19 protein-coding genes are annotated in these 17,905 nt (G+C 41.1%); 17 read left to right on the top strand and 2 right to left on the bottom strand.

The genetic code is table 11. The features are described from left to right. The first annotated feature begins 3 nt into the window (after positions 1 to 3). The 5 genes from nuoN to spoIID all read left to right on the top strand — a co-directional run bounded on the left by nuoN (position 4) and on the right by spoIID (position 5,402). Entirely contained in the window at positions 4 to 1,530 is a 1,527-nt protein-coding gene (nuoN, locus tag AC0VX1_RS25755) for an NADH-quinone oxidoreductase subunit NuoN (protein WP_475469534.1), read from the top strand. Between the two features lie 149 nt (positions 1,531 to 1,679). Then, on the top strand, positions 1,680 to 1,922 hold the full coding sequence (locus AC0VX1_RS25750; protein WP_034315776.1) for a DUF1146 family protein: 243 nt from the start codon (positions 1,680 to 1,682) through the stop codon (positions 1,920 to 1,922). A 158-nt stretch (positions 1,923 to 2,080) separates the two neighbouring features. Then, complete coding sequence (locus AC0VX1_RS25745; RefSeq protein WP_413021587.1) at positions 2,081 to 2,830, top strand: YwmB family TATA-box binding protein; 750 nt, start codon at positions 2,081 to 2,083, stop codon at positions 2,828 to 2,830. A 32-nt stretch (positions 2,831 to 2,862) separates the two neighbouring features. After that, entirely contained in the window at positions 2,863 to 4,164 is a 1,302-nt protein-coding gene (murA, locus tag AC0VX1_RS25740) for a UDP-N-acetylglucosamine 1-carboxyvinyltransferase (RefSeq protein ID WP_034315774.1), read from the top strand. A gap of 200 nt (positions 4,165 to 4,364) precedes the next feature. Further along, the gene (gene spoIID / locus AC0VX1_RS25735) at positions 4,365 to 5,402 is read left to right on the top strand and encodes a stage II sporulation protein D (RefSeq protein WP_223255874.1); all 1,038 of its coding nucleotides are present in this window, start codon (positions 4,365 to 4,367) and stop codon (positions 5,400 to 5,402) included. Positions 5,403 to 5,422: 20 nt separating this feature from the next. Here spoIID and AC0VX1_RS25730 read toward each other — a convergent pair whose 3' ends face one another. Next, complete coding sequence (locus AC0VX1_RS25730; protein WP_057278178.1) at positions 5,423 to 5,848, bottom strand: VanZ family protein; 426 nt, start codon at positions 5,846 to 5,848, stop codon at positions 5,423 to 5,425. 152 nt (positions 5,849 to 6,000) lie between these two features. Between AC0VX1_RS25730 and AC0VX1_RS25725 the strand changes: the two genes are divergently transcribed. The 8 genes from AC0VX1_RS25725 to AC0VX1_RS25690 all read left to right on the top strand — a co-directional run bounded on the left by AC0VX1_RS25725 (position 6,001) and on the right by AC0VX1_RS25690 (position 12,573). Next, positions 6,001 to 6,984, top strand: coding sequence for a peptidoglycan DD-metalloendopeptidase family protein (locus AC0VX1_RS25725; RefSeq protein ID WP_475469533.1), 984 nt, complete (start codon positions 6,001 to 6,003; stop codon positions 6,982 to 6,984). A 435-nt stretch (positions 6,985 to 7,419) separates the two neighbouring features. Beyond that, positions 7,420 to 7,692: a sporulation transcriptional regulator SpoIIID gene (gene spoIIID / locus AC0VX1_RS25720; protein ID WP_034315767.1), complete on the top strand. Its 273-nt coding sequence runs from the start codon at positions 7,420 to 7,422 to the stop codon at positions 7,690 to 7,692. A gap of 306 nt (positions 7,693 to 7,998) precedes the next feature. Next, positions 7,999 to 9,000, top strand: coding sequence for a rod shape-determining protein (gene mreB / locus AC0VX1_RS25715; RefSeq protein WP_057278176.1), 1,002 nt, complete (start codon positions 7,999 to 8,001; stop codon positions 8,998 to 9,000). 277 nt (positions 9,001 to 9,277) lie between these two features. Beyond that, entirely contained in the window at positions 9,278 to 10,117 is an 840-nt protein-coding gene (locus tag AC0VX1_RS25710; protein WP_475469532.1) for a flagellar hook-basal body protein, read from the top strand. 48 nt (positions 10,118 to 10,165) lie between these two features. Beyond that, positions 10,166 to 11,008, top strand: a complete 843-nt coding sequence (locus AC0VX1_RS25705) for a flagellar hook-basal body protein (RefSeq protein WP_475469531.1) — start codon at positions 10,166 to 10,168, stop codon at positions 11,006 to 11,008. A gap of 168 nt (positions 11,009 to 11,176) precedes the next feature. Further along, the gene (locus AC0VX1_RS25700) at positions 11,177 to 11,431 is read left to right on the top strand and encodes a DNA-directed RNA polymerase subunit beta (protein ID WP_053087418.1); all 255 of its coding nucleotides are present in this window, start codon (positions 11,177 to 11,179) and stop codon (positions 11,429 to 11,431) included. Positions 11,432 to 11,559: 128 nt separating this feature from the next. Beyond that, complete coding sequence (gene fabZ, locus AC0VX1_RS25695) at positions 11,560 to 11,988, top strand: 3-hydroxyacyl-ACP dehydratase FabZ (RefSeq protein WP_034315755.1); 429 nt, start codon at positions 11,560 to 11,562, stop codon at positions 11,986 to 11,988. Between the two features lie 270 nt (positions 11,989 to 12,258). After that, positions 12,259 to 12,573 (top strand): hypothetical protein, encoded by a 315-nt coding sequence (locus AC0VX1_RS25690; protein ID WP_413021577.1) that lies wholly within the window; start codon positions 12,259 to 12,261, stop codon positions 12,571 to 12,573. A gap of 113 nt (positions 12,574 to 12,686) precedes the next feature. Here AC0VX1_RS25690 and AC0VX1_RS25685 read toward each other — a convergent pair whose 3' ends face one another. Next, positions 12,687 to 13,121 carry a YwpF family protein gene (locus AC0VX1_RS25685; protein WP_413021575.1) on the bottom strand — a complete coding sequence of 145 codons (435 nt, stop codon included), beginning with the start codon at positions 13,119 to 13,121 and terminating at the stop codon, positions 12,687 to 12,689. Between the two features lie 358 nt (positions 13,122 to 13,479). Here AC0VX1_RS25685 and ssb point away from each other — a divergent pair, with 358 nt between their 5' ends. The 4 genes from ssb (at position 13,480) to AC0VX1_RS25665 (ending at position 17,900) form a co-directional block, all read left to right on the top strand. Then, positions 13,480 to 13,842, top strand: a complete 363-nt coding sequence (ssb, locus tag AC0VX1_RS25680) for a single-stranded DNA-binding protein (RefSeq protein WP_053536875.1) — start codon at positions 13,480 to 13,482, stop codon at positions 13,840 to 13,842. 445 nt (positions 13,843 to 14,287) lie between these two features. Continuing rightward, a complete protein-coding gene (locus AC0VX1_RS25675; protein WP_475469530.1) occupies positions 14,288 to 15,292 on the top strand; it encodes an ABC transporter ATP-binding protein in 1,005 nt (334 codons plus the stop codon). Further along, entirely contained in the window at positions 15,273 to 16,241 is a 969-nt protein-coding gene (locus tag AC0VX1_RS25670; protein WP_057278171.1) for an ABC transporter ATP-binding protein, read from the top strand. Before AC0VX1_RS25675 ends, AC0VX1_RS25670 begins: the two co-directional genes overlap by 20 nt. Before the next feature lie 42 nt (positions 16,242 to 16,283). Beyond that, positions 16,284 to 17,900, top strand: a complete 1,617-nt coding sequence (locus AC0VX1_RS25665; protein WP_475469529.1) for an ABC transporter substrate-binding protein — start codon at positions 16,284 to 16,286, stop codon at positions 17,898 to 17,900. Positions 17,901 to 17,905: the final 5 nt, after the last annotated feature.

Here is a 17,905-nt window from a genome sequence, read left to right as displayed (position 1 = left end):
AGGATGGATTGGAACACGATGCTTTCTTATGATTGGGGAGCGATGATGCCGGAATTCATCATTCTTGGAACGACCATGATTCTTTCGATACTGGATTTATTCTGGCCGAAGCACTTTAATCGGAGAAAACTGGCATGGCTCGCGCTAACCGGAATCATTTTGGCATGTTTGTCACTGATTAGCCTGCTGTCCTTTGAGACAGTCAGTATCTTATCCGATACGTTCCGTTTAGATTCATTTGCAAAAGCTTTTAAGCTGCTACTATTATTCGGAGCTGCCCTGATCATCCTTCTGGCTGAAGGATATGAACCGCAAGAGGGGCTGCGGGAGCACCGGGGGGAATTTTATTATCTGTTCCTGACCGCTTTGCTTGGAGCGATGGTCATGTCCTCAAGCGGTGATTTGATCACGCTGTTCGTTGGACTGGAACTTCTTTCACTTTCATCTTATATATTAGTCGGAATGCGCAAGCATGATCGGAAGTCCAACGAAGCGTCCATGAAGTATGTGATAAACGGAGGCATTTCCACAGCAATCACCTTATTCGGGATGAGCTATTTATATGGAGTGACCGGTTCCGTCAATCTAGGCGAAATGAGCAGGACGATGGCTGCGATGACGGACGGGCAGCTGCAATACATCATGGGGCTCGCTTTCTTCATGGTATTTGTCGGTGTATCCTTCAAGATAGCTGCCGCACCGTTTCATATGTGGGCGCCGGATGTCTATGAAGGGGCACCGACACCGGTCGCAGCCTTCTTGAGTGTAATTTCGAAAATGGCGGGTTTCGTCATCATCCTGCGCCTTTTTCTTTCGTTGTTCCTAACGGCTTCCGGTGATACGTTCGGGGCGCTAGATTTTTTGGATAAAAATAATATTTATATAGCTTCATTGGCGGGGCTGACGATCATCATTGGAAATGTGGTTGCGTTAAGGCAGCAAAATTTAAAACGAATGTTTGCCTATTCAAGCATCGCTCATGCGGGTTACCTGCTTGTGGCGGTGGCAACATTGGGCGGGGGATATTTCCTGCTTGATACTGTCTGGTTTTACCTAATGGCTTATGTATTAATGAATATCGGTGTATTTGCAGTCATTCAGCTGCTCTCCAGTCAAAGTGGGTCCGAAGATATCAGCATCCTTGCAGGAATGGGGAGGAAATCCCCGTATCTTGCCATGGCATTCACCGTATTCATCCTGTCGCTTGCTGGAATTCCCGGGACGACAGGTTTCATTGGCAAACTCAATATTTTTCTTGGGACATTCATAACGGAGCCTGGACATTTCGTCCTTGCGGGAATCATGATTGCAGGTACCATTGTGTCCTATGTGTATTATTTCGGATTATTGGTGCAGGTCTTTTTCCGACCGATTCATTCAGAGAAGGTCATTAAAATTCGTCCGAGTCTTCACATCGTATTGATCATATGCGTAATAGGCACCATACTTTTCGGGGTGGCGCCAAATATTGCCTTTGATTTTATTCATGATCAATTTGGTGATTTTACAGACTTTATTTCGAGTAAATGATATAATGCCTGTATCAGAGGCTTGTTCCATTGGATCAAGCCTCTATTTACAGTTTTAAAAAGATATTTTGCAATTCTTCCTTTTTAATTCCAAATATGAAGGGGTTTTGTGTTAGAATAGAACTCGGGTGTCTTTTAGGAGGTATGTACATGTTTTCAGCAATGGGACAGCAGGCTTTGACAGGAATAATTGCACACTTGTTTTTCATCGCAGTTACCTGGTGGGCTTTACAGGCATTACATTTTGATAAAATGTTAAGATCCAATTCGGTCATCAAGGCCAGGGTATTATATATTTTATTAACGGTTGCCATCGGTTCAGTTGTAAGTAATTTCTTCCTCGACTACCTGGGATTTGCAAACCAACTTCCGTATATGTTTAGTAATGACTGATAAGCTGTAAGAATATTCTTATAGCAAAATATGATTCTACTCTTGTATTCGCTATTGCTTCCTGCAAGTTTAAGGGGAAGGTGTCACCAATTGTCGGAAAACTCGAAGTATGATCTCTCTCCTTATGGAAAGAATGTGTAAAAGGGGAGGGATTTAACATGTATTTTTTAAATAAAAAAATGTTAACATACATAGTATTTCTCGGTTTGACGGTGATTTTAATTGGGAATAGTACGATTGTGGCAGAAAGTAAACCAGATATAGTTAAAATGGTGGGACTGTTACAGGAAGATAAAGATTTAGACATAGGGGATTGGTCTGTACTCACTAGAGAAATAAATAAAGAGATTACAACTAAACAAGAGTTTGAAAGCGAAGTTACAGCTTTAAAACGAAAATACCCTCAATTTCAATGGCATCGGAAAGATGATGCTTCCGGCTGGAAAGCTGAGGCATTAACTTACAATGTCGATTCAGGTCTAACCGAGTCTATCAAAGTAATGACAACGGAAGAGAAATTTGATAAAGTTACCTATGTTATTTACGAAGTGAAGGGGAAAAAGTGGAAGAAAGCCAATAATGCCTTTTTTACCGCTACGTTCCAAAACAGGGTGAATGACCTATTTATAGGAACTCCTACAATTTTTTCTTGTATTAAAGGGTCTATCAATGATAATATGGATTCGGTTTTAAACCCTAAAACTGAAGACCTGTTAGATATGTTCCAAGCAAGGGAAATTGAGAGTGTGCACGAAACAAACTTTACATCTATATCTGCACATTCAACTTTGTTTAAACAACCTTTGACAAAAGAAAAATTAAATTTGCAGTTTGGGCTACGGACAGAAGGATTGGGTGACCGAACGAACTTTGTAGTTGGCACACCAATCATAACGTTTGAATATTAATATAGAGAAAATGGACGCGGAGGGGAATACTTTTGGAAAAAATCATCGTCCGCGGCGGAAAAAGGCTTAGCGGGACAGTTAAAGTAGAAGGTGCTAAAAACGCCGTTTTGCCAGTTATCGCTGCAACATTATTAGCAAGTGATGGGAAAAGTATCATTAAAGATGTTCCTACGCTCTCCGATGTATATACAATCAATGAAGTATTGCGCAACTTAAATGCAGATGTTGCCTTTCATGACAATCAAGTAACTGTAGATGCATCAAGAGAGTTATTAGAAGAAGCACCATTTGAATATGTACGTAAAATGAGAGCTTCCGTTTTAGTGATGGGCTCATTACTAGCAAGGAATGGCCGGGCCCGCGTTGCTCTTCCTGGTGGCTGTGCCATCGGATCACGTCCTATCGACCAGCATTTAAAGGGCTTTGAAGCGATGGGAGCAAAAGTGAAGGTCGGCAATGGTTTCATTGATGCCGAGGTAGAAGGCAGACTTAAGGGTGCAAGAGTGTATCTTGACTTCCCAAGTGTTGGTGCCACCGAAAACATCATGATGGCTGCTACGCTTGCTGAAGGTATTACGATTCTTGAAAATGTGGCCAAAGAGCCTGAAATTGTAGATCTTGCGAATCTCCTTAATAAAATGGGTGCCAAAGTCAGAGGTGCCGGTACTGGTACGATGAGAATCGAAGGTGTCGATAAATTATATGGCACTGAACATACGATTATACCTGACCGTATCGAAGCTGGTACATTCATGACAGCGGCCGCTCTTACTGGCGGCAATGTTCTTGTTCAAGGAGCTGTACCTGAACACCTTACTTCCCTTATTGCTAAAATGGAGGAAATGGGCGTTAAAATTCTTGAAGAAGAAGATGGATTACGCGTTATCGGTCCAAAAACCTTGAAGGCCATTGACATCAAAACAATGCCGCATCCTGGTTTCCCGACTGATATGCAATCGCAAATGATGGCATTATTACTGCGTGCTGAAGGAACAAGTATGATTACGGAGACCGTTTTCGAAAACCGTTTCATGCATGTTGAAGAATTCCGTCGCATGAATGCCAATATTAAAATAGAAGGCCGTTCCGTTATCGTTAATGGTCCAACTAACATTCAAGGTGCTGAAGTAGCTGCAACAGATTTACGTGCCGCTGCAGCGCTCATCCTGACTGGATTGGTTGCAGATGGCATTACACGTGTTACAGAATTAAAGCATCTTGACAGAGGATACGTGAATTTCCATGGTAAATTGGCATCTCTAGGTGCTGATGTGGAACGTATTAACGAAGACGTGCCTGCTGAAACAAAAAAAATTGCAGATTTAAACGCATAAGTAGCTTATAAAACCATTCACGTTCGAGTCTCCGAACCGTGAATGGTTTTTTTTATCATGTTCCGTATTCTTGGCCGACAGTTAAATAGTTGTCGCTTTTCTATTCATAAATGCTTGTCCTTCGACATACATTTGTTATGTAAAGATACCTGCTGGATACGATAATACGGCAGAGAACAAGTGTAGGGAGGCTCAGGAATTTGAAAGCAATCAAACCGATGGTCGTACTATTCATAGCAGTAGCATTCGTAATTATCATGATTCCAGCAGTGCTTGTGCTTCCATTTTCAAATGATAAGACAAGTGGGCAGTTAACCGAGCAGTTGGAAAAGAAAGGGAAGAGTGAGGGCAAAGAGGTAGCGGCAAATGAAATGAGTTCCGTAGAAGTTGCCGTTTACCGCACATCAGCAAAAAGGATTGAAAAACTGCCGATTGAATCGTACTTGAGTGGTGTGGTTGCAGCTGAAATGCCAGCAGATTTTGAAGAAGAAGCGCTGAAAGCACAAGCGTTGACGGCGAGAACCTATATTGTCAATCAGCTCATAAGCGAAAGTCGATTAGGCTTGCCCGATGGTGCCGATGTAAGCGATACGGTCATGCACCAAGTTTATAAGAATAATGATGAGCTGAAAAAACAGTGGGGCTCTGATTATAAATGGAAAATGCAAAAAATTAACAAGGCCATAAAAGAAACGGCGGGTCAAATCTTAACCTATGAAGGAAAACCGATTACTGCCACTTTTTTTTCGACAAGCAATGGCTATACGGAGAATTCAGAGGACTATTGGCAAGCTGAATTCCCCTATTTAAAAAGTGTATCCAGTCCATGGGATAAAGAAGAATCACCAAAGTTTTATAATAAAGTAGTAGTCGCTACTGCAGATTTTGAGAGAAAATTGGGTGTAAGTCTTTCTTCGGGAACATCCATAGGAACTGTCATTGAAAGAACATCAGGTAATCGCGTAGGTGTAGTGGATATCGGAGGAAAGAAAATGACAGGAAAACAGATTCGTGAGAAGCTCGGGCTGACATCTTCCGATTTTGACTGGGAGCGTCAAGGCAACCGGATTGTGATTACGACAAAAGGATCTGGACACGGAGTTGGAATGAGCCAATACGGTGCTAATGGCATGGCCAGGGAAGGGAAAACCTATGAAGACATCGTGAAGTATTATTATAAAGGCGTCAAAGTTCAGTCTTCAAGTAAGTGGCTGAATACGATGACGGCAAAAAAATGAGAGATGGGAATTCCCATCTCTCATTTCTTTTCGTTTAATTTTTCTATAAAGGTCAAAAAGCCCCGTTTACGCTTGAAATAATGATATTGGACATGAAAATAAACTGCAGCTACCCCAATGATATCTTTAATGACATCTATTATGCTGGAGGAGCGGTACGGGACGAAAGATTGATGGTATTCATCGATCACTCCATAAAGGCAAGCTACAAGGGCAGCCAACAGGCTTAAACCAGGTCTCAGTTTTTGGTGTGCAGCAAGTGCCGAAACAAATAATATATACAAAAGGGCAAATTCGACCAAATGAAGTGCCTCTTTGATAAATCGGTCAAATGACGATGAGGGAAGATCAAGAATCATATCATCGGGGTTGCTCGACATTATCCAAATGGCAATCATATATAGAAAAGGCAATAACGTTAACACAAGTTTAAAAGCTTTTTTCATGATTTAAACATCCTTCAACAGTAAGATACCAAACATTTTACCATTCTACGAATAAAATCGGTTTCATTTCCACAAAATAAATCTAAAAAAATTTTTTCCTGAATGTATATAATTTTAACAAAATGTTCAGAATGATTGCTGAGGTGATTAATATGAGAGAGGAAGAAAAGAAACCAACTTCCACAATCCGACGTATACTAAAACAACGTTGGGCATTATCAGCAATCTATATCGCAAGTGCAGCCATAATCTTAGCCGCGGCCTTCTTATTACAAAATAGTTTTAATGATTCAGCTAAAGATGGCAAAGAGGAATCGGCTGAAACAGGAAAAAACTATGGTGAGCCTTCTGTAGAGGTTAATAGCAATCTTGAGACAATCAAGATGCCTGTGGCCGATGCAGACAAATCGGTTATCAAGAAACAGTTTTATGATGTGAATGCGGATGAAAAGGCACAAGAAGAAGCATTGGTTTTCTACAACAATAGATATGAGCAAAACAAAGGTATAGACATTGCAATGGAAGATGGAAAGTCTTTCGATGTAAAAGCTTCCTTAAGTGGAAATGTAACGAAAGTTCAAGACGATGCGTTACTTGGAAATTTAGTTGAAGTAGAGCATGAAGATGGTGTTGTTACTCGTTATCAATCTGTTAAAGACATTAAGGTTGCAGTCGGTGACAAAGTGAAACAAGGACAATCAATTGCTACAGCCGGAAAAAGCCAAATCAATGAAGAGGCTGGCGTACATGTCCACTTCGAAATCAGAAAAGATAACATTGCGTTAAACCCACTTGATTTTGTAGATAAACAAGCTTCTGCGATTCAATCTGCAACTGAAGCTGATAAAGAAGAAACACCTGCAGTCGAAGGATCAGAAGCTGACAAAGAAACACCTGCAGTCGAAGGGTCTGAAGCTGATAAAGAAGAAACACCTGCAGTCGAAGGATCAGAAGCTGACAAAGAAACACCTGCAGTCGAAGGATCAGAAGCTGACAAAGAAGAAACGCCTGCAGTTGACGAAACTGACGAGAGCACTGATTTAGAGAGTGGCACTGATGAGGAAGGCTCTGTCCCTGGTGAAGATACAACTGAAGAAAGCGATTCCTTAAAAGATTCGTTAAATCAATCTAATTAAGATTAAGATTTTTAATAAAATCAAAACAAAAACCTAGAGCGTTACGAATGACAACAACTGAAAATTTGGTAAAAGGAGGCCGTTCACTTTGAACGGCTTCTTTTTTTCTTTCGGGGAAATATTGGCCAATATGCTGAAACCTTCGAATTTCTGACAAATTTCTCGGGAAATAATTTACGTTTAATGAAAATAAACAGATGAAAAATCAGAAATAAATCCAAACCTCCTGTCCCATTAGGCATATATTCTTAACCAAGCTAATAAGATGTTATAAACCATGCAAAGAGAGTGTTTGAGGTGAGGAATCGTTTATTACAAATTATCTAATAGGTGAATAATTCTATCTTTCATTGTTTATAGGGCAGCGGTATTCGATTCGAAAAATACGAATCTCATTTCACACTTCTCACATCCAATTTGGGGAGGTCGAGTGGTGTGCACGATTACATCAAAGAAAGAACTATCAAGATAGGAAAGTATATCGTGGAAACTAGAAAAACAGTCCGCGTCATTGCAAAAGAGTTCGGAGTCTCTAAAAGCACAGTGCATAAAGACTTAACTGAGAGGCTGCCAGAAATTAATCCTGATTTGGCTAACGAAGTGAAGGATATATTGGATTATCATAAATCCATTCGTCACCTTAGAGGTGGAGAAGCGACAAAATTAAAATACAAACGTTCTGAAAGAGAAGAAGAAATCGTTAAATGATACTTGAATCATTCCGGCAATTGGAAGTGAATCGGGCTATCGGGGAATGAATAAGGGGACATGAAAGTGAGTGTCAGCTTTTTCTTAACCTTGATGCGGTTCCATGCCGGATTTTTTTAATGGGAAAATACGGTAAGGTAGTACATAAGGCATTGATTTTTTTTACATATTGTAAAAATAGGAAATAATAGTCTGTATTAGTGTTTATTTATAATTCATACTTACTTGTGTCAATGCAATATGGTAAAATAAACAATTAGGACAGAAGTAGGTTATATGTGAGGATATTCAAGGAGGATTTAAGAAATGTTTGCTAGAGATATTGGGATAGATCTTGGAACAGCCAATGTTCTTATACATGTCAAAGGTAAAGGAATTGTGTTAAATGAGCCTTCGGTAGTCGCGATTGATAAGAATACGAACCGTGTTCTTGCCGTCGGGGAAGAAGCTCGAAAAATGGTAGGCCGTACTCCAGGAAACATCATCGCAATCCGTCCTTTAAAAGACGGTGTCATTGCAGATTTCGATGTAACAGAATCGATGCTTAAGCATTTTATCAATACATTGAATGTGAAAGGCTTTCTTTCAAAGCCTAGAATTTTAATTTGCTGCCCGACCAACATAACAAGTGTCGAACAAAAGGCGATTAAAGAAGCTGCCGAAAAAAGCGGCGGGAAGAAAGTATACCTTGAAGAAGAGCCGAAAGTGGCCGCAATCGGTGCCGGTATGGATATTTTTCAACCAAGCGGCAATATGGTCGTAGACATTGGCGGGGGTACAACGGATATTGCCGTTCTTTCAATGGGGGATATCGTTACATCTTCATCCATTAAAATGGCCGGTGACAAATTCGATAATGAAATATTACATTATATCAAGCGGAAGTATAAGCTCCTGATTGGTGAACGTACAGCGGAGAACATTAAAATCCAGGTTGCAACCGTCTTCCCTGGATCTCGTAATGAAGTCATCGATATCCGTGGGCGTGATATGGTATCAGGATTGCCTAGAACCATTTCGGTCAATTCTGAAGAAATTGAGGAGGCACTTCGCGAGCAGGTTTCCATCATTGTACAAGCTGCAAAAAGCGTACTTGAGCGGACGCCGCCAGAGCTTTCTGCTGATATCATCGACCGCGGCGTCATTTTAACAGGCGGGGGAGCCTTGCTTCACGGGATTGATTTACTTCTTGCTGAAGAACTTAAGGTCCCGGTACTCGTTGCCGAGCGGCCAATGGATTGTGTAGCAATCGGAACAGGTATCATGCTTGATAATATGGATAAATTGCCACGGCACAAATTCAACTAAAAAGCGGGTGGAAATCCGCATCATAAGATAGGGGTCTAAGGTTCAGACAAACGTGAGGCATAGTGAAAGTGCGTGCAGTTCCAGTACTGATGAGCAATAGGCCCTCTTCTTTTAGTCGAGAATTTAACACCATTCCTTTAAATTTGACCTAGCCTACGATATGACAAATTCTTCTGCCTAATGCTTCTCCTTTTCCTTAAGATACTGATGTTCATGACCGATAAGATAGATATGAGATATTGAACGGATAAGTTATGTAGATTGGGGAGTGAAGAAGATGTTAAGAGGTTTTTATACGGCTGCTTCCGGGATGCTTGCACAGCAAAGGCGCACGGAATTACTCACAAACAATATGTCCAATTCGAATACAACAGGGTATAAAGCGGATCAATTGAGTGTAAGGTCTTTTCCGGAAATGCTCATAAGCAGCATGGGTGGTGAAACGGTTCCCACGGAGAGAAAATTGGGCATGTCCAGCTTTTCCCAGGTTGGGGGGCTAAGTACGGGTGTTTACGTACAGGAGGCGAATCCTTTATTTACCCAGGGAACATTGGAGGAAACCCAGCTTGATACGGATATTTCCCTTGTTGATGAAAACCTACCGATCAATGAGGAAACGGGTCGGCAAGGCTCGGTGTTTTTTACTGTCCAGGATGGCGATGGTGCTATCCGTTATACGCGTAACGGCAGTTTCACCCTGGATGGGCAAGGTTATCTGACTACGCCGTCCGGTCATTATGTATTGAACGAAAATAATGAAAAGATCCAGCTTGATAGCGATCGATTCACAGTAGCGGAAAACGGTGTTATTTTAGAAGGAAATGTTCAAACCGCACGTTTGGGGATCTGTTATTCGGATGATCCGTCATTACAGCTCATGAAAGATGGCGAAGGTCTATATAAGGCTGTGAATGATGGGGATTTACCTAGCGCATACGCGGCTGCGGATGTCGGTTTTTCTACTAAGCAGGGCTTTCTTGAAGGCTCCAATGTTGACCAATCGAGAACGATGACAGAAATGATGTCGGCATACCGCTCTTTTGAAGCGAGTCAGAAGGTGCTTCAAGCCTATGATAAAAGTTTGGATAAAGCGGTCAATGAAGTTGGCAGGCTTTAATTGAGCAGTAGGTGAAATTCGGAAATTTGAACTGTAAGGGGAAAAACCATGAACCGGACGATGATGACGGCGACGAATACGCTGAACCAACTTCAAAGTAAAATCGATCAAATAAGTAATAATATCGCGAATGTGGACACGACAGCCTTCAAAAAGACCCAAACGAGTTTCAATGACTTATTGACACAGAGTTTCAATAATCAACCGAGTGAGACCAAGGAAAAGGGAAGGTTGACCGCACCTGGCATCCGGCAGGGAACAGGTGCTATGTTAAGCCAATCTAAATTGGTGCTTTCACAGGGTGCCTTAAAGACGACGGACCGCAACCTTGATGCAGCATTCACCCGGGATGACCAATTCTTCACCGTAAGCGTTCAGGACGATAATGGGGTCAATACAAGGCTTACAAGGAATGGTGCCTTTTATTTATCCCCTAATGCTAACGATCAAATGATGCTTGTTACCTCTGCTGGACATAAAGTACTTGATGAAAATGGTGAACCGATCCTCATAGAGGGAAATATTAAAGGCATTAAGATTTCGGAAAATGGCTTATTGATAGTGGATACGGAAGAATATGGCGAGAAGAGTTTTGGGCTCGGAATAGTCTCGGTCAAGAAACCGCAATTTCTTGACCGGCTAGGCGGGAATTTACTTGGCCTGCCCAAAAACTTCAATGCCTTGGGTGTTACGGAAGACGATATCATGACTGCATTAACAGGGGATTCCCGCAACCAGGCAGCAGTCCGTCAAGGTACTCTGGAGTCCCCGAATGTCGATCTTTCCAAAGAAATGACGGATCTAATCAATGTTCAGCGGTCTTACCAATTTCAATCCCGGGCGGTAACGATGGCAGATCAAATGAGCGGATTAGTCAATGGAATCCGTTAAGGTACCTGGTAAATAAAATGTCTCCCTGCGGAATTAGAGCAAATCGGTTATAATGAATTCATAACAAGAGAAATCATTCGTGCCGACCATTTTGCATAGCTGCTGAATTTCTGGCGTATCGGGGAAATCAGTCGGCGAGTTTTCTTAAAAGGAGCTTTCACATTCTATATGGAACAAAATCGTGTAATGAGACAACAAATTGAAGAAGAGATAAAGGAAGTTGAGGCGAAACCGAATCGTAGGATCAAGGTCCGTCTTTTGCCAATTTGGCTTCGTTTACTCATTGTTATCGGATTGATTTTCATTGCTGTATTATCCGGGGCACTATTAGGATATAGTGTGATTGGCGGAGGACATGCAATGGATGTTTTCCAAAAATCCACATGGACCCATATTTTTGATATAGTGAACAAGGGCGCGTAGTTCCATGTTTTTTTGAAGTAGTTGCTGTCGTTAACGGATTTATATTTCATGGCAACTACGCCTCTGTCTAGATGACAGGGGCGAGTTTACGTTATGTTTGAAATATTTAAGTCATAGGAGGAACAAGTATGCTAGATATCACACAAATAAAGGAAATTATTCCGCATCGTTACCCATTCTTATTAGTCGACCGGATCATAGAAATTGATGAAGGGAAAAGAGCGGTTGGATTGAAGAATGTCTCGGCAAATGAAGAATTCTTTAATGGCCATTTCCCCGATTATCCAGTTATGCCTGGAGTTTTAATTGTAGAGGCCTTAGCGCAGGTTGGCGCTGTAGCCGTCTTGAAACAAGAAGAATATAAAGGCCGGCTTGCATTTTTCGCTGGGATTGATAATTGCCGCTTTAAAAAGCAAGTTAAACCAGGTGATCAGCTGCGTCTGGAAGTGGAAATAGTGCGTATGAGAGGTTCAATGGGTAAAGGGAAAGCAGTTGCAACGGTTGATGGGGAAACAGCATGTGAAGCCGATATCATGTTTGCTTTTGGTGACAAATAAGATTCTTTTTCCTTAACTATATATTTCAAAAAGAGGTTTAAGGAATCGTGAAGCGGTGTATATAAAAAGCACTGCATTGCTTTTTTAAAGCAAGAGCGGTTTTTAGATCTTTCTATTCTCCCTTTGAATGCCGGACATTTTTATGTCCGGCATTTTTTAATGTTTAATTCCAAATAGCAGATTTTCTTTTTAAATTTAAAATAGGACGCAAGTTATTTTCATATTCGGGCAAAATACCTAATGATAAAGAAAGAAGGGAGGTTGCCAAAAATGATGAAGAAAATTTTTGCACTACTTGGGGGATCTTTATTATCTATTATGTTCCTTGCTGGATGTGGAAATAATGATGATAATGATAAAAATCCCGCACCAGAAGATGATAACAACATCATAGAAGATGATAACAATGACAATGGTGTAAATGATAACAACGGTACAGATGATAACAACGATAACGATGATGGCGTGCTTGATAACGACAACGACAACGATGATGACATCCTTGATAACGACGATAATAACGTCGATGATGATGCAGATGACTTGATTAAAGACGATGATAAAAATGACGACAAAAATAAGTAATTAGCACAGAATGAGAAAGACTGCTTAGGCAAAAAAGGATTAATATCCTTATCCGTCTAAGTCAGTCTTTTTTATGTGCATTCGATTTGGGGATGGAAATTAAGGGAAGGGTTTTATTTATTAGTTGCTAATTTAGGCTTTGAGCGGATTTTTTGCTTGAACTCTTTTATAAGTTCATCGCCGACGAGACCTTTTTGGACCAAATCTTCAAGAAGGAGTTCTGCATATTTGCTCCGTGTTTTTTGGATGTGACCAACAAATAAAAGGCTATAATGAGTGCCCACTTTTCTTATTGTACGTAAAACAGTTTGAAACAAAGCCGGTTCATTGTCCTTTTTGGTAATGACTGCCTGGATATACACCTCTCCGTCTATATCGGGAAGTGAGGGTTCAAGCTCTTTGAAATGTTTTTCTTCTACAAAGGCTTCCAGTAACCATGATCTAGCATCGTTTTCTTTATTTATGATCAATCCATCTGTTAATGCAATATCAATCAAGTTTAAATTTTCAGTAACAATTTGCAACGAGATCAATTTGAATGATTTCATCTAATTCCTCCGTTTCTTGCAAGAAAGAGCGGCGATTACCTCTCTTATACGTAATTTTTAAAGGGTACATATCGATTAATCCTTTTAAAGGTAATTATATCATACTAAAAAAAAGTCTCTTAGAGAAATGAAAACCCAACATTTGTCTAAATTATGAAGGATGGAATAAAAATTTGCAAAATATTTAATTTTGTTAACTATTCGTTTTTTACCTGATTTTAATCACTAAAAAATGTTTTTGCACCAATCCAAACGACTTTTTATGAAGAAAAATGGTGTAATAAAATCATTTCCTCCATTTTTTAATCGGTGGAAGAAAGCGTATGATTAAAATAATTAAAGAGGAAGGAGTGAAACAATGATTAACCAAGTTACCCTCGTCGGCAGGCTTACGAAGGATCCAGAATTAAGATACACACCTGATGGCAAGGCTGTTTCCAATATCACATTAGCAGTCAACCGGAACTTCCGTAATACTGTCGGTAACTATGAGGCAGACTTTGTACAGTGTATCATATGGAAAAAGTCGGCTGAAAATACTGCTCAATATTGTAAAAAAGGAGCCATAATCGGCATAACTGGCAGAATACAAACAAGGAGATACGAAAATCAGGAGGGTAAATATGTATATGTAACTGAAGTGGTCTCCGAGAGGGTTCAATTCATCGGAACTAAACAAAATGATGGAAAGCCCAAGGATTTTGAACATATTGGTTTATAGTGTTACGTGAAGGTTGGGCATGCTAGCTTGCTTAACAAAGAATTGTGTTTCTAAGAAAATGTAAGATTTAAATTCGATACACAAAAAAGTATTTATATGACCATAATGAATAACCAATGCAAAGAATTACAGGGATTTTTTATGAAACTCGGCAGTAGCATATAGAATTTTTCTTCATCCATTCAATCCCCAAAGCTAATATAGCTTTTTCTCCGCAGTAAACCCCGATTTACCCTCAAAAAAATTGAGTTATATGATTTCCCCCTTGAAAAGACTGCAAATAAGCAGTCTTTTTTTTGTGCCAAAATGTGTGTAAATAGAAAAAAATAAAAAATAATTCTGTTAAATTAGAATTTTTAGAAAATATATTGTAATATTTTAATTTTGATGCAATAATAAACCCAATAATATAATGGAAAATAAGTTATATATAGGAAGTGATTTGATGGACGAACCAATTATTAAGGTTAATGGGCTTCGAACCAGTTTTCGTACGGACGATGGGGTGATCCCTGTCGTGAATTCAATCGATTTTCATGTCAATCCTGGTGAGGTTTTAGGGATTGTAGGAGAATCGGGATGCGGAAAAAGCGTAACTTCTCTGTCCATCATGGGTCTTGTTTCTTCACCGGCTGGTAAGGTGGAGGGGGAAATCCTTTTTAAAGGAGAAAACATCGCAAATGCCTCTGAAGCGAAAATGAGAAAAATTCGCGGAAATGATATAGCGATGATATTTCAGGAACCGATGACAAGCTTGAATCCCGTGTTCACTATTGGCGAGCAGTTGGTCGAGACGCTTCGGATACATAAAAAATGGAATAAAAGGCAGGCACGAAAAAGAGCGGTGGAAATGTTGAAGTTGGTTGGGCTTGGCCGTGCCGAGGAATTGCTCAAAGAGTATCCGCATCAGCTTTCTGGCGGAATGAGACAAAGGGTCATGATAGCAATGGCCATGATTTGTGAGCCTAAACTCCTTATAGCCGATGAACCGACAACGGCTTTGGATGTGACGATCCAGGCACAAATCCTGGAATTAATGAAGAATTTAAATAAAGAAACAGACACGGCAATCATGATGATTACCCATGATCTTGGGGTAGTGGCGCAAATGTGTGAACGTGTCATTGTCATGTATGCCGGCAAGGTGATAGAGGAAGGAAATGTGCAAACGATTTTCCAAAACCCTAAGCATCCTTATACGGTCGGTTTACTTCAGTCGATTCCCGATATGCGAATAAAGAAAGAGCGCCTTTACTCGATACCGGGTAATGTGCCAAAACCTGGGACAAGCAACCTCGGGTGCCAGTTTGCCCCCCGCTGCTCCCATGCCATGGAGCAATGTATAAATGAGACCCCGTCTCTACAGGAATTCGATGAGGGTCAGCATGTTCGCTGCTGGCTTTATGAAGATGGGAAAGGAGCTTCCTTGCATGAATCAAACATTGGTTAAGGTAGAAAATCTAAAGAAGCATTTTCCGATAAAAGGAGGGGTTCTGGGAAAGACCATTGGAGAGGTCAAGGCAGTTGATGGTTTGTCTTTTTCCATTTATAAAGGGGAAACCTTGGGGCTTGTCGGTGAAAGCGGTTGCGGAAAATCCACGACGGGAAGATTATTGCTTCGATTGCTTGAGCCGAGCGAGGGCAATGTTTATTTCGAAGGAAAGGACCTGACAGCTTTATCTTCCAGTGAAATGAGAAAGATGCGCCGTGAGATGCAGATGGTTTTCCAGGACCCATTCGCCTCCCTCAATCCCAGGCATACTATTGAGAAAATTTTGGAAGAACCGCTCATCGTCCACGGGGTTAAAGATAAAAAGGCGCGAAAGGCCCGTGTACAGGAACTTCTTAAGGTCGTTGGTCTAAGCAGTTACCACGCTAAAAGGTATCCGCATCAATTCAGCGGGGGCCAGAGGCAGCGTATTGGCATCGCGAGGGCACTTGCAGTCAATCCCAAACTGATCATTGCAGATGAGCCGGTATCTGCACTGGATGTGTCGATTCAGGCCCAGGTCTTGAATCTGTTGCAGGATTTGCAGGAAGATTTTGATTTGACCTACTTGTTCATTGCTCATGATCTTGGAGTGGTAAGGCATATCTCCGACCGTGTCGGTGTCATGTATCTTGGACATATTGTTGAATTGACGGAAAGTGAAGGGCTTTATGAAAATCCGCTTCACCCATATACACAGGCTTTATTATCGGCCGTGCCCATTCCGGATGTGGAATATAAGGGGGATAGGGTAATCCTGCAGGGAGATGTTCCAAGCCCATCAAACCCGCCCAGCGGCTGTCCATTCCATACGAGATGTCCGAAGGCGATGGCAGAATGCAATACGGACAAGCCAATCCTGACTGAACATAAACCTGGTCACTACGTTGCTTGTCATCTATACAATTGACACGACGTATACATAAATTCGCAAATAATAAGGGGGAAGAATATGAAGAAAACATTGGCATTGTTGCTGACTGGTATCCTGGCTCTTTCGCTGGCGCTTGCGGGATGCTCCTCGTCTACATCAAAAGAGAAAGATGATGGTAAAGGGGGATCGAGTGAAGCGAAGGGCGGCGTATTGATATACGGTAAAGGCGGAGATGCTGTCGGTCTTGACCCAGCTATCGTAACCGATGGGGAATCATTCATCGTCACTCAGCAGATTTTTGAAACGCTTGTGAAATATGGGGAAGATGATACGGAAATCAAACCGGGTCTTGCAAAGTCATGGGAAGTGTCCGATGACGCGAAAACATACACATTCAAATTGGAAACCGGAATCAAGTTCCATGATGGTACGGATTTCAATGCAGATGCGGTCGTAAAAAACTTTCAACGATGGGCAAAAAGTAAGGATGAAGGGAAATTTGCGTACTATGCCTCCATGTTCGGAGGATTTGAAGGCGATGAAGGTCATGTTATCAAAGAAGTAAAAGCGAAAGATGCCAGCACGGTGGAATTCACTTTGAACCGTCCGCAGGCGCCGTTCCTGAAAAACCTTGCCATGCCTACATTTGCTATAGCCAGTCCTGATGGAATTGAAAAAGAGGGTGACGACTTCACTAAAAATCCATCTGGTACAGGTCCTTTCAAGTTCAAATCATGGAAACCTGGCGATACGATTGAAGTGGTGAAAAACGATGACTATTGGCAAGATGGACTGCCTAAACTTGATGGAGTCACGTTTAAGGTCATTAAAGATAACTCTGCACGTTTAAATGCTGTAATCAAAGGTGAAATCGACCTAATGGACGGTTTGAACCCAAGCGATATCAGCAAAGTTACAGGAGATGACAAACTGCAGTTATTCGAACGTCCTTCCATGAATGTCGGCTACTTTGCATTCAATGTTGAAAAAGCACCATTCGACAATAAGGAAGTACGCCAAGCTATCTCTCACCTAATTAACAAAAAAGAAATCATTGATAACTTTTTCGAAGGCACGGCGGAGCCTGCCAAGAATCCAATGCCACCATCCGTTTCTGGATACAATGACAACATTGAAGACTATGATTACGATGTCGAAAAAGCGAAAGAACTTCTGAAAAAGGCCGGATATGAAAAAGGATTTAAAATGGATCTATGGGCAATGCCAGTACCACGCCCGTATATGCCAGATGGTCAAAAAGTGGCCGAGGCCATTCAAGCAAGCTTAAAGCAGGTTGGTATCGAGGCAAATATCGTTTCATACGAATGGGCTGCATATTTAGAGAAAGTGCAGGCTGGTGAGGCTCAATCCTTCATGCTAGGCTGGACAGGCGATAATGGAGATGCAGATAACTTCCTTTATGCCTTATTGGATAAAGATAATATCGGCTCAAATAATTATTCCCGTTATGCAAATGATGAAGTCCATGAACTGCTGATCGAAGCCCAGTCCACGGCAGATGAAGCCAAGCGTAATGAGTTATATGGAAAAGCCCAGGAAATCATCCATGATGAAGCACCATGGGTTCCACTTGTCCACTCATTACCGCAGCTAGCCGGATCCAAGACAGTCAAAGGGTTTGTTCCACATCCAACTGGTTCGCAATCCCTTATTAACGTTTCTTTAGAAAATTAACCGTA

It is taken from the genome of Peribacillus sp. QJM3NY_7 (assembly GCF_056173225.1).
Note: the sequence above shows the minus strand (reverse complement) of the source record. Positions and strands in the feature narration are given on the sequence as shown.